This window comes from Methylobacterium indicum (genome assembly GCF_001043895.1).
GTDB lineage: Bacteria > Pseudomonadota > Alphaproteobacteria > Rhizobiales > Beijerinckiaceae > Methylobacterium > Methylobacterium indicum.
The window spans coordinates 1-17,963 of sequence record NZ_JTHF01000113.1; the positions used below are offsets into that span (position 1 = coordinate 1).

Sequence of the window (17,963 nt, forward strand, 5' to 3'; positions counted from 1 at the left end):
CCTCGAGCACCGCCCGGATGTTGGCGAGCGGCGGCGCATCGGTGCCGCAGAATGCGTCGAGCGTCGCACTCATCCGCAGGAACGCCGCGTGCGCCGTCCGTGCCGTCTCGGCATGGGCCCGCAGGACGTCCGAGGCCGTCGCCGCCCGCGCCTCCATGAAGTCCTGGCCGTACTGGCCGGTGCCGCGTCCGCCGCTCCGCGCGTGCCAGAGCGCGTGGGTGCCGTAGGGGTGGCCCGGCACCAGCGAGATCATCCGGATCGGCTGGATCAGCACGCCGTCGCCGCCGATCCCGTTGAGGCCGGCGAGCGGGGTGAGCCGGCCCTCGGCGTCGTCCTCGTCGACCGAGTGGAGATCGGGCCAGTAGCGGTCGATCAGGCCGTCGACCAGCGCGAAGCCGAAGGCGAGCCCGGCAAAGCCGTCGAGCCGCGCCAGAGCCTCGATCAGCCAGGCGGCGACCTCCAGGTCCTTGCTGCGGGCGAGCAGCTCCCCGGCGAGGTCGCGCACGGTGGCCCAGGCCACCGGCACCGCCGTCGGCTCGCCGGCCGCTTCGGCGGCGCGCTCTGCAGCGCGGGCCTGCGAGCGGGCGTCCTTCAGCTGCAGATACGTCGAGCTGCCCGAGATGTCGGACCGCATATCGGGTCCGACGGGATCGTCATCCCGGACGCGCTTCAGCATGTCGTCGAGATCGAGCGGCATAGGCGGTCCGTCCGAAGCGTTTCGCCGGGGAAGCTAGTGCGGCTGTCCTGCATGGTGAAGACGTCGATCCGATTTTTTTGGCCATCCTCCCATATCGCGAAAAACCGCGAGCCGTTCCAAAGTCCATAAGAACTAACTATTCCAGAAAGGTGAGAGCGCTGCCAGAGAGAAGCCGCCTAAACGCATGATTTTCTCGCGATGGGGTTTTCACGGCCGATCGTATGCCTATAACATCAGCGTCACCCGCACCGTATCGATGACGCCTCGTCTCAGGGGCCTGTCTCATGGAGGGACACCGCGCATGCCGACCTTCGACCTGCACGTGGTCGTGGGCCGTCTCGATCCGGGCCTGCGCCGGGCACTCGAGCGGGCCGTGGGCCTCGCGGTCGCCCGCGAGCACGGCACCGTCGAGGTCGAGCACTGGCTGCTCGCCCTGACCGAGAAGGGGGAGCCGCTCGGCGCCCTCCTGCGGTCGGCCGGCAGCCCGCCGGAGAGCGTCCGGGCCGAACTGACCGGCGCCCTCGACCGGATGCGGCGCGGCGCGGCCGCGGCGCCCTCCCTGTCGCGCGGCACTCTCGGCTGGATCGAGGAGGCGTGGCTCACCGCCTCGCTCCGGTTCGGCCGCGACGCCGTCGCCCCCGTCGACCTCGCCCTCGCGCTGACCACGTCGACGGCTCTGCGGGCGGCCCTGCGCGAGGCCGCCCCGTCGCTGCGCCTCGATCCCGCCGCGCTCGCGGTCCAGGCGGCCGAGGTGCCGGCGCCGGCCCCTGCCGCCCCGGGCGAGGCCGCGGTACCGGGGGGCGCCCCCGACCCGGAGGTCGAGCGCTACACCCGCGACCTGACCGCCGAGGCGCGGGCCGGACGGATCGATCCCGTCATCGGCCGCGAGGCCGAGCTGCGCCAGGTGATCGACGTCCTGCTGCGCCGGCGCCAGAACAACCCGATCCTCACCGGCGAGGCCGGGGTCGGCAAGACCGCGGTGGTCGAGGCCCTGGCCCTGCGCATCGCCGAGGGCCGCGTGCCCGAGCCCCTGCGCAACGCCACCCTGCGCGCCCTCGACCTCGGCCTGCTCCAGGCCGGCGCCGGGGTGAAGGGGGAGTTCGAGCGGCGGCTGACCGCGGTGATCGCCGCCTGCCGCACGGCCTCGGTGCCGGTGATCCTGTTCATCGACGAGGCCCATACCCTGATCGGCGCCGGCAACCAGGCCGGGGGGAGCGACGCGGCCAACCTCCTCAAGCCGGCCCTGGCCCGGGGCGAACTGCGGGCGATCGCCGCCACCACCTGGTCCGAGTACAAGCGCCACATCGAGCGCGACCCGGCGCTCACCCGCCGCTTTCAGGTCGTGACGGTGGCCGAGCCCGACGAGGCGACGGGCGCCCGGATGCTGCGCGGGCTGGTCCCGGCGCTCGAGGCCCATCACGGCGTCGTCATCCGCGACGAGGCGGTGGTCGAGGCGGTGCGGCTCTCGGCCCGCTACCTGCCGGCCCGGCAATTGCCCGACAAGGCGGTGAGCGTCCTCGACACCGCGGCGGCCGCGGTCGCCATCGGCCGCCAGGCCGAGCCGGCCGCCGTCGAGGACCTGCGGGCGGAGGCTGCCGGTCTCGCGGCGGAGCGCGCCGCCCTCGCCCGCGAGGCGGGGACCGATCCGGGCCGCCTCGCCGATCTCGACGCGCGGCTCGCCGCGACGGAGGAGCGCCTGTCGGCCCTGCGCGACCGGCTCGGCCACGAGCGCGGGCTGATCGCCGAGATCGATGCCCTCGCCTCGTCCGGGGAGCCGGCGCGGCCGGAGGCCCGCGAGCGGCTGGCGGTCCTGCGGGGCGAACTCGCACGGCTCCAGGGCGAGGCGGCGCTCGTCCACCCGGAGGTCGACCGCGCGGCGGTCGCCGCGGTGATCGCCCGCTGGACCGGCATCCCGGTCGGGCGCCTGGTCCGCGACACCGCCCGGGCGGCGCGGGACCTCGAGGAACGTCTGCGCACGAGGGTCACCGGGCAGGACGAGGCCCTCGCCACGATCGCGGCGGCGATCCGCACCGCGGGCGCCGGCCTCGCCGACCCGCGCAAGCCCCCGGGCGTCTTCCTGATGGTCGGTACCTCGGGGGTCGGCAAGACCGAGACCGCCCTGGCGCTGGCCGAAGCGCTGCACGGCGGCGAGGCGAGCCTGACGGTCGTCAACATGTCGGAGTTCAAGGAGGAGCACAAAGTCTCCTCCCTCGTCGGCGCTCCCCCGGGCTATGTCGGCTTCGGCGAGGGCGGCGTGCTGACCGAGGCGGTGCGGCGACGACCCTACGGCATCCTGCTCCTCGACGAGGTCGAGAAGGCGCATCCGAGCGTCCAGGATGTCTTCTACCAGGTCTTCGACAAGGGCTCCTTGCGCGACGGCGAGGGCCGGGACGTCGACTTTCGCAACACCACGATCCTGCTCACCGCCAATGCCGGCTCCGACACCCTGGCGGCGCTCGGTGCCGACCCGGAGACGATGCCGGAGGGCGAGGCCCTGGTCGAGGCGATCCGTCCGGAACTCCTGCGCCACTTCAAGCCGGCCTTCCTCGGCCGGGTGACGATCGTGCCCTACCGGCCGCTCTCGCCCGAGGTCCTGGCCCGCATCGCCCGGCTCCAGCTCGAGCGGGTGCGCGCGCGCATGGACGCGGCCCACGGGGCCGACCTCACCTGGGACCCGGCGGTCGAGGACGCTCTCGTCGCCCGCTGCCTCGCCGCCGATATCGGTGCGCGGGCGATCGACGGGACGCTGACCCGCGAGGTGCTGCCCGCCCTTTCCAACCTGGTCCTGGCCCGCGCCCTCGACGGGGCTGCGGTGCCGCCGGTCGCCTTCACCGTCACGCGGGACGGCCGCTTCGCGGCCGCACCCGCCGCCGAAGCAACCGCCGGGGCCGCGTCGCCCCCGGTCGCACCCCCGCCGGACGCCTCCTGAGGCGCATCCGGCGATCTCGCACGGGCCGGAGGCCGCCCGCATCCACCACACGAGACGACAGGGATCACACCGCCATGCCGATTTACCTGCAGATCGACGGAATCCAGGGTGACGCCACTCACGAGTCGCACCGGCGCTGGATGGACATCGAGTCCCTGCACTGGAACGTCACCCGCAACATGAACACCTTCGCGGGCTCGGCCGCCAACCGCGAGGCCTCCGAGCCGACGGTGAGCGAGGTCACGCTGACCAAGGTCAGCGATTCCTCGACCACCAAGCTGTTCCAGGAGGCCTGCTCGGGCCGCAACGGCAAGACGGCGGTGATCCACCTCGTCACCACCGGCAATCCGGGCGACACCTACATCGAGTTCACCCTGCACAACACCCTGATCGCCGGCTACACGATCGGCACCACCGGCGACCGGCCGCTCGAGACGGTGACGCTGAACTTCACCAAGATGGATGTGAAGTACACGCCGTCCGACAACCAGAACGCATCGCAGTCGCCGATGATCGCCTCCTACGACCTGGCGACGGCCCGGGCGTCCTGACGCCGACATCCTCTCAAGAACGGCAAGCGGGAGGCGCGGCGCGCGCCTCCCGCCCTCACCGCGGCCGCGCCGCCCGGCGGGCGCGCCCGCCTGTCCGGAGGAATCGATGAAGCCCGTCCGCTACGTGCTCAAGGCCGGCGACACGCTCTGGAGCGTCGCCGAAGCGCATTACGGCGATCCGGTGCGCTGGCCCGATCTCTACGCCTACAACAACCGGCCCGACATCGTCGCCCTGACCGAGCGGCCGATCACCGATCCGGGGCGGCTCAGCCCCGGGCAGGCGATCTTCCTGCCGCCGGCCGAGGCGCGCGCGACCCAGCGCCGGGCGCCGGCGAGCGCGGCGACCAAGGGCGGGGCCCCGGCCTCCGGCCTCGGCGGCGGCGGGCTCACCGGCGGCATCCGCGGCGCCCATGCGGGCGCGACGCTGACGACCGGCGGCCTCGCGCCGAACCCGGCCGCCGAGACCTTCGTCAACGACTTTGCCCACGCCTTCGACCTCGACGGCGTCCGGCTGGCGCTGCGGGGCGCGTCCGGCACCGCGACGCTCGCGCTCTCGGGCCTCGTCCTGCTGCAGAAGACCGGCCGTGTGCCGCTCCTGCGCTACAGCAACCGCAGCGCCGAGGGCCAGGCGCGCAGCCTGTCGGCGATGCTGCTCGGCCGGCTGCTGGCCGCGCCGCAGACCCGGCTCGGCTGGAATCCGGGCCGTGCGCGCCTGCGCCTGCAGACGCCTCTGGCGCTCAATGCCGGCGCGCCGCCGCCGGAGGGCGCGCTCGCCCGCGGCACGACCGGCCGGGGGGCGCCGGCCTGGACCGCGCGGCTCGCGCTGCCCGATCTCGCCGGCCGCATCGCCGGCCACGCCTACCTGACGCACGGCGTGGTGGCGCAGGTCGCCCTCGCGGGCGAGCAGGGCGCCGCCACCGACGGGCAGGACGGCTGGCTCTGGCTCGACGGCGTGCCGGACCCCTCGGTGGCGATCCTCGGCGCGACCCTGTCCGAGACGGCGGTGACGGCGGGCAACGGGCTCGCCGACGCGGCCACGACCCTGGCGGCGCAAGGCGGTCACGAGATCGATCCGATCGCGGCGACGGCCTCGTCGTGGACGCCGGTCCAGATCGGCGGCTGAGCGGGCGGGCGAGGGCGAGAGGGCCGTCGAGGGAGCGATCAGGGGAGCGCCTTACGATGATGTACACCCAAACCGGGCGCCTGATGGCAATCGACACCGTCCTCGGCGAGGACGTCCTCCTGCTCGAGCGCCTCGAGGTCGAGGAGGGCCTCAACCGCCTCTTCACCCTCCAGGCCCGCGTCCGGGCGCAACGCGAGGAGATCCGCCCCGACGAGATCGTCGGCACCACCGCCGATCTCAGCCTCACGCTGGCCGACGGCTCGCAACGGGTCTGGAACGGGCTCGTCACCGAGCTGCACGAGGGGCCGATCGTCACCAGAGGCGCGCGGCAGTACGCTCTCACCCTGCGCCCGCGGCTGTGGCTGATGAGCCAGCGCAGCGATTGCCGCATCTTCCTGACGCAATCGACGCTCGAGGTACTGGAGACGCTCTGCGCCGAGCACCGCATCCGCGACTACACTCTCGCCGGGATCACCCGCCCGCCGCCGAAGCGCGACTACGTCGTGCAGTGGAACGAGACGGATCTCACGTACCTGCTGCGTCGTCTCCAGGAAGAAGGGCTGTTCTACTGGTTTCGCCATGAGCGCGGCAAGCATACGCTCGCCGTCGGCGACCATCCCTCGGCCTATGATGGAAGCCAAGACACCCGCATTCGTCTGGCCTTCGGCTCGTCGGATGCCGAGCACATCCACGATTGGCGCCGGCAACTCTCGTTTACGCCGGGAAAACGATCTGGTAACGATTACGAATTCTTGACGCCAAATCTCGATCTTACTTCCGATACGCCGTCGATCGACCGCGTTCCCGAGAATACGGCTTACGAACTCTACGAGTATCCGGCAAGGGCGCTGACCCGCGAAGCGGGCGAGCAGGCGACGCGGTTGCGAATGCAGGCGACCGAGACCGGCTTCGACCGCGTCGAGGGCCGCTCCAGCGTGCGCACGCTCGCGGCGGGATCGCGGTTCACCCCCTACGAGGTGGCGCATCCGGGCCACGTCTACCCGGCGCAGGTGATCACGCAGATCCTGCACCGGGCCGAGGACCCGACCTACGAGTCGGGGGCGGGCACGCCGCACTACGAGAACGCCTTCACCACCCTGCCGGCCGACCGGCCGGCGACGCCGCATCGGACAGTGCCGCGCCCGCGCATCGACGGGTTGCAGATCGCCAGGATCGCCGGCCCGCCGGGGGAGGAGATCCACACCGACGCATTCGGGCGGGTGAAGCTGACCCTGCCTTGGGACCGGAGGGCGCGGGGTGACGGGACCGATACCGGCTGGGTGCGGGTGACGCAGTCCTGGGGCGGGACCAACTGGGGCCAGCAGATCATCCCGCGGGTCGGGATGGAGGCGCTGGTGGCCTACCAGGAGGGCGATCCCGACCGGCCGATCGTGGTCGGCATCGCGCCCAACCCCAACAACCCGGTGCCCTACGACCTGCCGGCGCACAAGACCCGGATGGTGATGCGCTCGAATTCGTACAAGTCGAAGGGCTTCAACGAGATGACCTTCGAGGATGCGACGGGTGCGGAGAATATGTTCTTCCACGCGCAGAAGGATCACACCACCAAGATCGAGAACAACCAGACTCACTCGGTGGGGGCCGACCACGCCAACGTGGTGGGCCGCAACCAAGCCCTGACGGTGGGCGCCAACCAGACACAGGAGGTCGGCGGCTCGCTGAACCTGACGGTCGGCGGCGCCGGGGCGGGGACCGCTGCCCTGATGGGGCCGCTGCTGGGGATGGCCGGGCAGACGGCGGGGTTGCTGGGCCAGGCGATGGACCAGGGCGGCGGCCTCGCGGGGCTTGCCGCGATGGCGCCGCAGCTCGCCGCCTCGGTGATCGGGATGCTGGGGCAGGACGGCCAGCAGGCGCAGCAGGGGGTGTGGAACGGCCCCTCGCCGCGTTCGGACGCGGGCGTGGCCCTGGCGGCGGCGGGGGCCGGGTTCGGCCAGGCGGCAGGCGGTCTGTTCTCGCTGCCGGGGATGATGAACACCCTGGTGGGCAGCCTGAAGACCGACTCGGTCGGGGTCGCCCGGGTCGAGCAGGTCGGCTCGGCCAAGGTGACGCATGTCGGCGCGGCCTTCGTCACGCAGGTCGGCAAGGCGTGGTCGCTGTCCGTGGGGGAGAGCGCCAAGACGCAGGTCGGCCGGACCCAGCAGGTTCTGGTGGGCGAGGCGGCCGAGGAGCAGGTCGGCAAGACCAAGACGATCGATGTCGGGCAGGTGTTCGAGATCCAGGTCGGCGAGCGGTTCGCGATCACGGTCGGTGCGTGCCGGTTCGTGATGGACAAGTCCGGCACGGTGACGATCGAGGCGCCGAAGACCACGCTGGTGAAGGGCGGGGGCGCGGCGCTGACGGTGGGTCCCGGTCCGGTTCTGTACACGCCGGATCTGGTCAAGGGCGGGGGCGGGTCGTCGTCGGGGCAGTGTCTGCGTCGGATGTCGCAGGCCGGCACACCCTTCGTGCGGAGCTGATACCGTGACGAGCGATACTCCGTCGATCGATCCTCTCGCGAAGCTGAGGGGTGTCGTCGAAGCGTTTGCCGGCCAGGCCTTCGCGGTCGTGGATGGCGGGCAATTCGACGACCTCCCGGATGTCTGCCGCCGCGAGCAGCTCCTAGTGCACTGACTCAAACGGATGGTGCAGCGTTGCCGTTGACGGCATCGAGGATGGCGGCGGCGGGCTTGGTCCAGATGAAGGGCTTCGGCCTGTCGTTGTGCTCAGCGATGTAGCGGTTGATCGCAGCCTGAAGGTCGACGATCCCGCTGAAGCTGCCCCGCTTCAGCCTGCGCCGGGTCAGGACGGAGAAGAAGCCCTCGACCGCGTTCATCCACGAGGCCGAGGTCGGGGTGAAGTGGAAGATCCAGCGTGGGTGCCGAGCCAGCCAGGCCCGCACCTTCGGGTGCTTGTGCGTGCCGTAGTTGTCCAGGATCACGTGGATCAGTTTGCCGGCCGGCACCGCCGCCTCGATCGTGTTGAGGAAGCGCAGGAACTCCTCGTGGCGGTGACGCTGCATGCAGCGGCCGATCACCGTGCCCTCCAGCACGTCGAGCGCGGCAAACAGCGTCGTGGTGCCGTGGCGGATGTAGTCGTGGGTCTGGGTCTCGGGGCGACCTGGCGTGACGGGTCGGCTTGGGCGGGTGCGCTCGAGAGCCTGGATCTGGCTCTTCTCGTCGAGCGAGAGCACGACGGCGTGGCGCGGCGGATCCATGTAAAGCCCGACGATGTCCTCGACCTTCTCGGCGAAGGCTGGATCGTTCGAGCGTTTGAAGCTGCGGACCCGATGCGGCTGGAGGCGATGGGCATCCCAGATGCGCTGGACCGACCGCAGGGAGATCCCGACGGCCTGCGCCAGGGCGCGGCCGGTCCAGTGGGTGACCTCACCGGGCGGTTCGGAGCAGGTGAGGGCGAGCACCTCGGCGACGGTGTCGGTGGAGTGAGGCGGCTTGCCGGGCGGACGGGTCTTGTCGCGTAAGAGGCCCTCGACGCCTTCCTCGGCGTAGCGCAGTTGCCAGCGCCAGACGGCCGGCCGGCTGACGCCCGCCTGCTGGGCGACGTCGAGGACGCAGAGGCGTTCGGCCGAGAGCAGGACGATGCGGGCGCGCTGGATGTGCTTGAGGGGCCGCCCCCGATCGGCGACGATGGCGGACAAGCGCGCCAGATCGGCGGCGCTGGGGATTACGCAGACAGTCTGAGCCATTCCTCAGACTCGCACGACCCACGCCTCCTGTGAATCCTCTGAATGCGTCAATGCACTAGGGCACCGCGAATTGCGACCAGGACAGGGTCTCGCCTTCGTCGAGGCGAGCGGTGAGATCGACGGCGCCGCGGAAGCTCGGCGAGCCGGTGAAGCGGATCACCGCGTGCGTCTCGCCCTTGATCACCGGAAAGACGAGGCGGATGTTGCCCCCCGCCACCTGCCAGGTCTGCGGCCGCGGCGTGATGCTCTCGAGCCCGAACAGGTCGACGAGCTCCTTGGCGATCGTCACCGCGACCTGGTCGCCGCCGGGCGGCACCCGGGTGTCGAGGCGCACGATTGTCGGCGCCCCGAAGCGCGCCACCGGCTCGTAGTGGATCACGATCGACCCGTCGCGGTTGGAGCGGGTGTGCTCGCTGAGGGGCCCGCGCCCGAGGAGGCCGAGCGCGCAGACCACCACGAAGGCCAGCATCAGCCAGCGTCCGGCGAGCTCGGCCCGGCGCCAGCGATCCTCGAAGCCGGGATAGAAGCCGGCAGCGATCTCCTCGCGCATCGGCGGATCGTCATGGATGACCTTCACGGGGACCCTCTCGTCGCGGGCGCCCCGTCGGCAGCGTCTCGCCGGGTCGCAGGCCTTCGACATAGTGCCCCCGCGTCATCCGGCCATCACGCGCGGGGCGGCTGGTCCCGCGCCCGGGCCGGGCCTACAACGGGACGCAGCGTCAACCGGCCCCGCGACGATGCCAGGCACCGCCCGCCCTTCCCCCGCCGAGCCGGCCGGGCGCCTCGTCGCGCTCGACCGGATGCGCGGGTTCGTGGTCGGCCTCGTCGTGCTGCACCACGCGGTGCTGGCCTACTGCACCTTCGGCCATGTCGACCGGGTCCACTACGCCCTGTCGACCGCGCCGATCGTCGATTCCGCGCGCTGGATCGGGTTCGACCGCCTCGTCATGCTGAACGACGGCTTCTTCATGCCGCTGCTGTTCGGGCTCTCGGGCCTCTTCGTCCGGGACGGCCTCGCGCGGCACGGCGCGAAGGCCTACCTGCGGGGGCGGCTCGCACGCCTCGGCCTGCCGTTCTGCGTCGCCGCGCCGACCCTGATGCCGCTCGCCTACTATCCCTCCTATCTCCAGGCCGGCGGCGCACCGGGTTTTTCGGAGTTCTGGCGCGCGACGGTCACGACCGGGCCGTGGCCGAGCGGGCCGCCCTGGTTCATCGGCGTGCTGCTGCTGTTCGATGCCGCTGCCGCCCTGGCCTACGCCCGCGCCTCGCGCGGCCCGGCCCCCGTGCCCCGACCGCCGGGCCCGGGCCGGTGCTTCGCGGTCCTCGTCGCCGTCACCGCCGTCGCCTTCCTGCCCCTCCTCCTCGCATTCGGTCCATTCCGCTGGTTCGCGATCGGGCCCCTTGCCGTCCAGGGCAGCCGGGTCGGCCTCTACGCCGCCTACTTCGCCGCCGGCGCCTGGCTCGGACGGGGCGGCGGCGCGGCGGTCGCCGGGTTCGGGCGGGCGCTCGCCGGCCGCTGCGGGCTCTGGGTCGCGCTCGCGGTCGCGGCTGGGGCGGCCTTCCTCGCGGCGCCCTCTCTCGGCCGGGCCCTGCACCTGCCGGCTCCGGCGGCGCTGGCGCTCGTCGGCGCGGTGCAGGTGGTCTTCTGCGCGGCCGCCTGCTTCGCCCTGCCGGCCGTCTGTCTGCGCCTCGCCGGGGGCCGGCGCCCGGTCCTCGACAGCCTCGCGGCGAACGGCTTCGCGATCTACCTGCTGCACTATCCCGTGGTGACCTGGATGCAGGACGGCCTGCTCGCCCTGAAGGCCGGTGCCGTCGCAAAGGGACTCACGGTGTTCGCGGTCGCGCTCGCGGGCAGCTGGACCTGCGCCGCGGTGCTGCGGCGGATTCCTCTCGTCGGACGGAGGCTCTGAATGGTCGCGACGCTCCCTCCCGCGGCGGTCCTGCCCTGGACCGCGCTCCTCGACGGCTCCGCCGACCGGGCCGATGCCGGCCCCGTCACCGTCACCGGGTGGCCGGTCACTGCGACGGAGGCGGCAGAGGCGCGCTACTGCCTGCTCGTCCCGGAGCCCGCCTGCTGCGGCGGCTGCCTGCCGGGCAATCCGGCCGCCTGCATCGAGATCGTCGCCGACGCGCCCGTCCCGCTCGACGGCCGGGCGGTGACCCTGCGCGGCCTCTTCCGCCGCCTGCACGACGACCCGTGCGGCTGGCGCTACCGGCTCGAGGCCGCCGTGGTCGTGCCCGACGGCGCGTCGCACCGCCAACGCGTCTCCCGTCATGGCCTGTCCCGCCGCGGCCTCGTGGCGGCGGCCTCGCTCCTCTGCCTGCCGGTCGCGGCCGCCGCGCAGGAGGTCGTGCCGGTCCCCGAGGCCGTGACCGAGGCCCGGCGCGCATCCGCCGGAACCTTCCTGGCCGCACGCCCGACGATCGACTGCCACAGCCATGCCGGCCGCGTGCTGCGGGTGCGCCAGGCGGAGGGGCGCGCGCCCTTCACGCCGCTGGCGGGGCCGATGCGGGCCGGCGGCCTCGCGGTCGCCTGCCTGGCGATCGTGTCGGATTCGCCGACCCACCGGGTGACGCCGGAGGGCCGCATCCGCGCCTTCCGCGAGCCCGAGCCCGGGGAGCTGCGATCCTACGCCGAGCGCGGCTTCGCCCGCCTGCACGCCCTGGTGCGCGAGCAGGGCCTGCGCCTGGTGCGCACCGCGACCGACCTCGCGGCGGCGCGGGCCGCCGACCCGGCGGTCCTCGTCGCGGCGGAAGGGGCGGATTTCCTGGAGGGCGATCTCGGCCCCCTCGAGGACGCGTACCGGCGGGCGGCCCTGCGCCACCTCCAGCTCACGCATTACCGGGTGAACGCCCTCGGCGACATCCAGACCGAGCCGCCGGTCCATGGCGGCCTGACGGCGTTCGGCGCCGCGGTGATCCGGCGCTGCGAGGCCCTCGGCATCGTCGTCGACGTGGCGCACGGGACCGAGGCGCTGGTGCGCCGGGCGGCCGAGGTGGCGACGAAGCCCCTCGTCCTCTCGCATACCTCGCTCACCACGCGGCCGCGGCCCTGGACCCGCCGCATCACGCCCGCCCACGCCCGGATCGTGGCGGCGACCGGCGGCGTCATCGGCCTGTGGCCGCCCGCGAGCCTGTTTCCCGACCTCGCGGCGCTGGCGGAGGGCATCGCCCGCATGGCGGACGTGGTCGGGGCGGACCATGTCGGGCTCGGCACCGACATGATGGGCCTCGTCGGCCCGAGCGCCCTGCCGGACTACGCGGCCCTGCCCGATCTCGCCGCCCACCTCCTCGCGCGGTTCACCCCGGACGAGACCGCCGGCATCCTCGGCGGCAACTATCTGCGGGTGGCCCGGGCCTGCCTCGCGGCCTGAGGCGCGGCCGGCTTGCCGCGCGCCGCGAACCCGCTACGATGACGTCCGGGTCGGCAGTCACCCAGGCGTCACCGCCCCGCACAGGGGAGCTAAACCTGCCGTTCTGATTTCGGCATGCTCTCGTTCCCGTGCCGCGTCGAAAGCCGGTGACCCTCGACACCTGATCCCAGGTCGGCACACGGAGACGAACCGTGCCGAGAGACCCGATTCCCTTCGCGACCGGCGACGTGTCGGCGCTGGCCAGGTCGCTGCGCGCCCAGTGGGCGTCGCGGGCGAGCCCGCCGAGCCATGTCGAGATGCTGAACATGCTGGCGCGGGCCGCCGGCCACCGCAACTTCCAGCAGTTCCGCGCCCGGGGCGATCGTCGCCCGCCGGCCCTGCCGCAGCCTCCCGTCGACGCCGATACCGAGGCCGACACCGAGGCCAACACCGGGGCCGACACCGGGGCCGTCCTGCGCGCCGCCCGCTTCTTCGACACCGAGGGACGGTTGCGGCGCTGGCCGGCGCAGCGGTCGATCCAGGACCTGTGCCTGTGGGCGATCTGGGCGAGGATCCCGGCCGGGCGCCGCTTCGACGAGCGCGAGGTCAGCGCACTCCTCGCTACCCTGCACCTCTTCGGCGATCCGGCGATCCTGCGGCGGACGATGTGCCATATCGGGCTGATGACGCGGACGCCCGACGGGCGCGAGTATCGCCGCATCGAGCGGCCGCCATCACCCGAGGGGGCGGCGCTGATCCGGCTTCTGCGCGCCCCGGCGCATTGATCCCGCTCGTGTGAACCCGGCATTCCGCCGGTACCGAACGCGATCCCGGAGCCGCGACAGCCGGCTTCGGGATCGGGGGCGGCGTGTCCGGCGTCCTCGCCCGTTACCGCCCGCAGGCCGGCGTGCCGTAGCCCGCATAGACCACCCGCACCGTGCGGCAGGCGGGGGCGGGCGCCTCTGCGGCGGCGGGCTTGGCGGCCTCGACCGCGACGGGGGCCGGCGCGGCCTTCGGGGCGTCCGAACCGGCCCGGACCACCAGCGGGGTCGCGACCAGGGAGAGAAGTCCGGCGGCGGCGACCAAGGTCAGGCGGTGGGTCACGGACAATCTCCCCTAGTCTTGCGCCGTATCCGGCAGCACCGTGTTCCGTTCTGTACTGTCAACGAGCTTGACCGTTTTCCGGTTCCGGCCCCGCTTCGCATTCGTGCGGGCGCGCACGCCCGCTTGACTCGGGCGCCGCCGGTTCCCAAGGGTCGCGGCGAGATCCGACCCCGCCCGAGCCGCAAGCCCCCGCCCATGACCGCCACCGACGCCGACCTTCAGCCGACCCGCTCGTTCCAGGGCCTGATCCTGACGCTCCAGCGGTTCTGGGCCGCGCAGGGCTGCGTGATCCTCCAGCCCTACGACATGGAGGTCGGCGCGGGCACGTTCCATCCGGCCACCACCCTGCGGGCGCTGGGGCCGAAGCCCTGGAAGGCGGCCTACGTCCAGCCCTCGCGCCGGCCGAAGGACGGGCGCTACGGCGAGAACCCGAACCGGCTCCAGCACTATTACCAGTTCCAGGTCATCCTGAAGCCGAACCCGCCGAACCTCCAGGAACTCTACCTCGATTCGCTGCGGGCGATCGGCGTCGATCTCAGGCTGCACGACATCCGCTTCGTCGAGGACGACTGGGAGAGCCCGACGCTCGGCGCCTGGGGCCTGGGCTGGGAATGCTGGTGCGACGGGATGGAGGTGAGCCAGTTCACCTACTTCCAGCAGGTCGCCGGCTTCGAATGCGCGCCGGTGGCGGGCGAATTGACCTACGGCCTCGAGCGCCTGGCGATGTACGTCCAGGGCGTCGAGAACGTCTACGACCTGAACTTCAACGGCCGCGAGGGCGACGAGAAGGTCACCTACGGCGACGTCTTCCTGCAGGCCGAGCAGGAATATTCGCGCCACAACTTCGAGGCCGCCGACACCGAGATGCTCTTCCGGCAGTTCCGCGACGCCGAGGCCGCCTGCCGCGCCTACCTGAAGGCCGGCGAGCCGGGGGCCGACAGCAACGATCCGCGCCACCGCATGGCGCAGCCGGCCTACGACCAGTGCATCAAGGCCAGCCACGTCTTCAACCTGCTCGATGCGCGCGGGGTGATCTCGGTCACCGAGCGGCAGAGCTACATCCTGCGGGTGCGCGAACTGGCAAAAGCCTGCGGCGAGGCCTGGCGGCGCACCGATGCGGGCGGCCTCGCGGGTGCCTCGCCCGCGGGCGAGGCGCCCGCCGCCTGACATCCGCGCCGCCCGGCGCTACACACCCGCCAACTCCCTTCTCCCGATTCCGGGCCCTCCCGACGGAGTGCCTCGAGGCCGCCCGATGCCCGACCTGCTGCTCGAACTCTTCTCCGAGGAAATCCCCGCCCGCATGCAGCGGCGCGCGGCCGAGGACCTGCGCAAGCTCGTCACCGACGCGCTGGTCGAGCGCGGCTTCCTGTACGAGGGCGCCAAGGCCTTCGCGACGCCCCGCCGCCTCGCCCTCCACGTCGCCGGCCTGCCGGCCCGCGGCCAGGACGTGCGCGAGGAGCGCAAAGGGCCCCGCGTCGGCGCCCCCGAGGGCGCGGTCCAGGGCTTCCTGAAGAGCGCCGGCCTCGCCAGCCTCGACGAGGCCAAGATCGTCTCCGACCCGAAGAAGGGCGAGTTCTACGTCGCGGTGATCGAGCGGCCCGGCCGCGAGACGATCGACGTGCTGGCCGAGATCATCCCGGCGATCGTGAAGAGCTTCCCCTGGCCGAAATCGATGCGCTGGGGCGCCGCCTCGCGCGAGCCGGGCTCGCTCCGCTGGGTCCGGCCGCTGCACTCGATCGTCGCGAGCTTCGGCCCCGAGACCGAGACGCCCGAGCTGGTGCCCTTCGCCATCGAGGGCGTCGAGGTCGGCTTCACCACGCGGGGCCACCGTTTCCTGGCCCCGCAGGCGATCGAGGTGCGCCGCTTCGCCGACTACCTGCCGGCCCTGGAGCGGGCCTTCGTGGTGCTCGACGCGGACCGGCGCAAGGACATCATCCTGCACGACGCCCGCGACCTCGCCTTCGCCCGCGGCCTCGACCTCGTCGAGGACGAGGGCCTGCTGGAGGAGGTGGCGGGCCTCGTCGAGTGGCCGGTGACCCTGATGGGCGCCTTCGACGAGCGGTTCCTCACGATTCCCCCGGAGGTGATCCGCGCCACGATCCGGGCGAACCAGAAGTGCTTCGTGCTCCGCGGGGCGCCCGGCCCCGACGGGCGCGAGCGCCTGGCCAACGCCTTCATCCTGGTCTCGAACCTGGTGGCCTCCGACGGCGGCGCGGCGATCGTCGCCGGCAACGAGCGGGTGGTGCGTGCGCGCCTCTCCGACGCGGCGTTCTTCTGGGAGACCGACCGCAAGACCCGGCTGGAAGACCGGCTGCCCAAGCTCGAGAGCATCGTGTTCCACGAGAAGCTCGGCACCCAGGCCAAGCGCGTCGCGCGCATCGCGGCCCTGGCGCGGGCCCTGGCGCCGGTGGTCGGGGCCGACCCGGCTCTCGCCGCGCGGGCCGCCCGCCTCGCCAAGGCCGACCTCGTCACCGAGATGGTCGGCGAGTTCCCCGAATTGCAGGGCCTGATGGGCCGCTACTACGCGGCCGAGCAGGGCGAGGACCCGGCGGTCGCCGCGGCGATCGAGGAGCACTACAAGCCGCTGGGGCCCACCGACCGGGTGCCGTCCGAGCCGGTCTCGGTGGCGGTGGCGCTCGCCGACAAGCTCGACACCCTGGTCGGCTTCTGGGCGATCGACGAGAAGCCGACGGGAAGCAAGGACCCCTACGCCCTGCGGCGTGCCGCGCTCGGCGTGATCCGGCTCGTCCTCGCCAGCGAGGCGCGGCTCTCCCTGCGGGCGCAGATCGCCGCCGCGGCCTCCGGCCACGGGCGGGATGCGGGCGCCTTCGCGGACGACCTCCTGGCCTTCTTCGCCGACCGTCTGAAGGTCTACCTGCGCGACCAGGGCGCCCGCCACGACCTGATCGATGCCGTCTTCGCCCTTCCGGGTCAGGACGACCTCCTGATGGTGGTGCGCCGCGTCGAGGCCTTGGGCCGCTTCCTCGACACCGAGGACGGCAAGAACCTGCTCGCCGGCTCCCGCCGCGCCGCCAACATCCTGCGCATCGAGGAGAAGAAGGACGGCCGCGCCTACGATGCGGCGCCCGACCGGGCCCTCCTGACCCTGCCCGAAGAGACGGCCCTGGCCGAGGCTCTGCGGAATGCCAGTGCCGAGGCGGGCCGGGCGGTCGCGACGGAGGATTTCGAGGGGGCGATGCGGGCGCTCTCGAGCTTACGCGCGCCGGTCGACGCCTTCTTCGACAAGGTGACGGTGAACGCCGACGAGCCGGCCCTGCGCGCCAACCGCCTCGCCCTGCTCAACGCGCTCCGGGCGGCGACCCGGGAGGTCGCGGACTTCTCGCGCATCGGCGGCGAGGGCCGCTGAGCCCCGTGCGCGGCCGGGCCTGCCCTTTGAGTCCGGCCATCGGCACGACGCCGTGAGCCAATTGGCCTCTCCCGCGTTTCCCTGGCGGGAGAGGGCGGCCGCCCCCCGGCTCCCGCGGTCCTCCCTCGGGAGGCCGGCGGATCGACACGGCGCGGCGAGGGTTTTTCGGCGATGCATCAGGACGCCATCCGACCGCACCGGGACAGGCCGGGAGCCTCGGCCCGCGGCATCGTGCTCACCCTGCTCGGCGTCGTGATCGGCAGTGCCGGCTACTACGCCTCCTGGCGCTACCAGACTCCGCTCGGCACGATCGGCGGCATCGCCGGTCTGGCACTGTGCGTCGTCGGCACGAGCCACGGCCACGAGGGCGGCACGCCGCATGTCGGCTGACCGCCGCTGCCGCTCCTGCGGCACAATGCGGCGCGGGCGGGGTCGATCCGGGAGGAGGCGAGGGACGTTGGTCGGCATATCCCGATGAGGAGAGCCCGATGAACGCCAACGCCCCCGAACACCGCACCGGCCACGACGTCGAATCCGTCGATCAGGTCAGCAGCGTCACGATCCTCGGCTTCGCCGTCGTCGGCGCGGCCCTGACGGTCGCGCTCAACGCGATGCTGATCTGACCCGACCCGCGAGAGGCACAGCGTAACGGCTGCCCCCTCGCGCTTTGTCGTGGCGATCGGGACCACCGTCGCTGCGGCGACCGTGCTGTTTCTTCTGCGGGGTCGGCCGTCCGCTTCCGGAGCGGAGCCCGGACGGAGAGCGGCGATCCGCACCACCTCCGTCCAAGGCGCGGGTTCCCCCTCCCCATGAGCGCAGGGCTGTCCCGGGAAAACACCTTTGAGAATCAGGCGCGGGATCCCCTCTCCCGTGTGGGAGAGGGGTAGGGGCGATCGAAGATCGCACGAGGGTGATACGGTTCGGAGTTAGGCTCCAACCGTTCCGCTGCCAGCACCACGCTCGGCGCTTCATACTGAAGCGTGTCACCCTCACGCGGGATCTTCGATCCCCCGGCCCCTCTCCCACACGGGCTAGCGGATTCACACTTCTCCTCAGAGAGCTAACCCCCTGTAAAGGTGCGCGCCTCTCCTCCCCCTTGTGGGGAGGAGTTGGAGGTGGGGGTGGTGCCGGAGGAG

Annotated in this window: 16 protein-coding genes; 12 read left to right on the plus strand and 4 right to left on the minus strand. The window is 72.5% G+C overall.

Features of this window, described 5'->3' with window-relative positions:
• The coding region (locus QR78_RS13840) for a type VI secretion system protein TssA (RefSeq protein ID WP_179945931.1) at window positions 1-697 on the minus strand (697 nt) is incomplete at its 3' end.
• Window positions 698-998: 301 nt separating this feature from the next.
• Between QR78_RS13840 and tssH the strand changes: the two genes are divergently transcribed.
• The 5 genes from tssH (at window position 999) to QR78_RS34945 (ending at window position 7,931) form a co-directional block, all read left to right on the plus strand.
• Entirely contained in the window at window positions 999-3,626 is a 2,628-nt protein-coding gene (gene tssH, locus QR78_RS13845) for a type VI secretion system ATPase TssH (RefSeq protein WP_048428116.1), read from the plus strand.
• Window positions 3,627-3,700: 74 nt separating this feature from the next.
• Window positions 3,701-4,177 carry an Hcp family type VI secretion system effector gene (locus tag QR78_RS13850; RefSeq protein ID WP_048428117.1) on the plus strand — a complete coding sequence of 159 codons (477 nt, stop codon included), beginning with the start codon at window positions 3,701-3,703 and terminating at the stop codon, window positions 4,175-4,177.
• A gap of 106 nt (window positions 4,178-4,283) precedes the next feature.
• The gene (locus tag QR78_RS13855) at window positions 4,284-5,300 is read left to right on the plus strand and encodes a LysM peptidoglycan-binding domain-containing protein (protein ID WP_048428118.1); all 1,017 of its coding nucleotides are present in this window, start codon (window positions 4,284-4,286) and stop codon (window positions 5,298-5,300) included.
• Window positions 5,301-5,356: 56 nt separating this feature from the next.
• Window positions 5,357-7,777, plus strand: coding sequence for a type VI secretion system Vgr family protein (locus tag QR78_RS13860; protein ID WP_048428119.1), 2,421 nt, complete (start codon window positions 5,357-5,359; stop codon window positions 7,775-7,777).
• A 4-nt stretch (window positions 7,778-7,781) separates the two neighbouring features.
• Complete coding sequence (locus QR78_RS34945; RefSeq protein ID WP_158004043.1) at window positions 7,782-7,931, plus strand: hypothetical protein; 150 nt, start codon at window positions 7,782-7,784, stop codon at window positions 7,929-7,931.
• A 1-nt stretch (window position 7,932) separates the two neighbouring features.
• Here QR78_RS34945 and QR78_RS13865 read toward each other — a convergent pair whose 3' ends face one another.
• Complete coding sequence (locus QR78_RS13865) at window positions 7,933-9,003, minus strand: IS630 family transposase (protein ID WP_048428120.1); 1,071 nt, start codon at window positions 9,001-9,003, stop codon at window positions 7,933-7,935.
• A 55-nt stretch (window positions 9,004-9,058) separates the two neighbouring features.
• Entirely contained in the window at window positions 9,059-9,580 is a 522-nt protein-coding gene (locus QR78_RS13870) for a hypothetical protein (RefSeq protein ID WP_048428121.1), read from the minus strand.
• 160 nt (window positions 9,581-9,740) lie between these two features.
• Between QR78_RS13870 and QR78_RS13875 the strand changes: the two genes are divergently transcribed.
• The 3 genes from QR78_RS13875 to QR78_RS13885 all read left to right on the plus strand — a co-directional run bounded on the left by QR78_RS13875 (window position 9,741) and on the right by QR78_RS13885 (window position 13,141).
• Entirely contained in the window at window positions 9,741-10,913 is a 1,173-nt protein-coding gene (locus QR78_RS13875; RefSeq protein WP_048428122.1) for an acyltransferase family protein, read from the plus strand.
• On the plus strand, window positions 10,914-12,377 hold the full coding sequence (locus tag QR78_RS32780) for a dipeptidase (RefSeq protein WP_082172028.1): 1,464 nt from the start codon (window positions 10,914-10,916) through the stop codon (window positions 12,375-12,377).
• A 191-nt stretch (window positions 12,378-12,568) separates the two neighbouring features.
• Window positions 12,569-13,141, plus strand: a complete 573-nt coding sequence (locus tag QR78_RS13885; protein WP_048428123.1) for a DUF2087 domain-containing protein — start codon at window positions 12,569-12,571, stop codon at window positions 13,139-13,141.
• 103 nt (window positions 13,142-13,244) lie between these two features.
• On the opposite strand, the gene QR78_RS13890 is transcribed toward QR78_RS13885, so the two are convergent.
• Complete coding sequence (locus QR78_RS13890; protein WP_048428124.1) at window positions 13,245-13,460, minus strand: hypothetical protein; 216 nt, start codon at window positions 13,458-13,460, stop codon at window positions 13,245-13,247.
• Between the two features lie 195 nt (window positions 13,461-13,655).
• On the opposite strand from QR78_RS13890, the gene QR78_RS13895 reads away from it, so the two are divergent.
• The 4 genes from QR78_RS13895 to QR78_RS36490 all read left to right on the plus strand — a co-directional run bounded on the left by QR78_RS13895 (window position 13,656) and on the right by QR78_RS36490 (window position 17,450).
• The gene (locus QR78_RS13895) at window positions 13,656-14,627 is read left to right on the plus strand and encodes a glycine--tRNA ligase subunit alpha (RefSeq protein WP_048428125.1); all 972 of its coding nucleotides are present in this window, start codon (window positions 13,656-13,658) and stop codon (window positions 14,625-14,627) included.
• A gap of 85 nt (window positions 14,628-14,712) precedes the next feature.
• Entirely contained in the window at window positions 14,713-16,827 is a 2,115-nt protein-coding gene (glyS, locus tag QR78_RS13900) for a glycine--tRNA ligase subunit beta (protein WP_048428126.1), read from the plus strand.
• 171 nt (window positions 16,828-16,998) lie between these two features.
• The gene (locus QR78_RS13905) at window positions 16,999-17,217 is read left to right on the plus strand and encodes a hypothetical protein (protein ID WP_048428127.1); all 219 of its coding nucleotides are present in this window, start codon (window positions 16,999-17,001) and stop codon (window positions 17,215-17,217) included.
• Window positions 17,218-17,315: 98 nt separating this feature from the next.
• A complete protein-coding gene (locus QR78_RS36490) occupies window positions 17,316-17,450 on the plus strand; it encodes a hypothetical protein (RefSeq protein WP_274534354.1) in 135 nt (44 codons plus the stop codon).
• Window positions 17,451-17,963 lie beyond the last annotated feature (513 nt).

Excerpts from the sequence above, each read along its gene's own strand:
- tssH (WP_048428116.1), top strand. The coding sequence starts at position 999 with ATGCCGACCTTCGACCTGCACGTGGTCGTGGGCCGTCTCGATCCGGGC.
- QR78_RS13850 (WP_048428117.1), top strand. The coding sequence starts at position 3,701 with ATGCCGATTTACCTGCAGATCGACGGAATCCAGGGTGACGCCACTCAC.
- QR78_RS13855 (WP_048428118.1), top strand. The coding sequence starts at position 4,284 with ATGAAGCCCGTCCGCTACGTGCTCAAGGCCGGCGACACGCTCTGGAGC.
- QR78_RS13860 (WP_048428119.1), top strand. The coding sequence starts at position 5,357 with ATGATGTACACCCAAACCGGGCGCCTGATGGCAATCGACACCGTCCTC.
- QR78_RS13865 (WP_048428120.1), bottom strand. The coding sequence starts at position 9,003 with ATGGCTCAGACTGTCTGCGTAATCCCCAGCGCCGCCGATCTGGCGCGC.
- QR78_RS13875 (WP_048428122.1), top strand. The coding sequence starts at position 9,741 with ATGCCAGGCACCGCCCGCCCTTCCCCCGCCGAGCCGGCCGGGCGCCTC.
- QR78_RS32780 (WP_082172028.1), top strand. The coding sequence starts at position 10,914 with ATGGTCGCGACGCTCCCTCCCGCGGCGGTCCTGCCCTGGACCGCGCTC.
- QR78_RS13895 (WP_048428125.1), top strand. The coding sequence starts at position 13,656 with ATGACCGCCACCGACGCCGACCTTCAGCCGACCCGCTCGTTCCAGGGC.
- glyS (WP_048428126.1), top strand. The coding sequence starts at position 14,713 with ATGCCCGACCTGCTGCTCGAACTCTTCTCCGAGGAAATCCCCGCCCGC.
- QR78_RS13905 (WP_048428127.1), top strand. The coding sequence starts at position 16,999 with ATGCATCAGGACGCCATCCGACCGCACCGGGACAGGCCGGGAGCCTCG.
- QR78_RS36490 (WP_274534354.1), top strand. The coding sequence starts at position 17,316 with ATGAACGCCAACGCCCCCGAACACCGCACCGGCCACGACGTCGAATCC.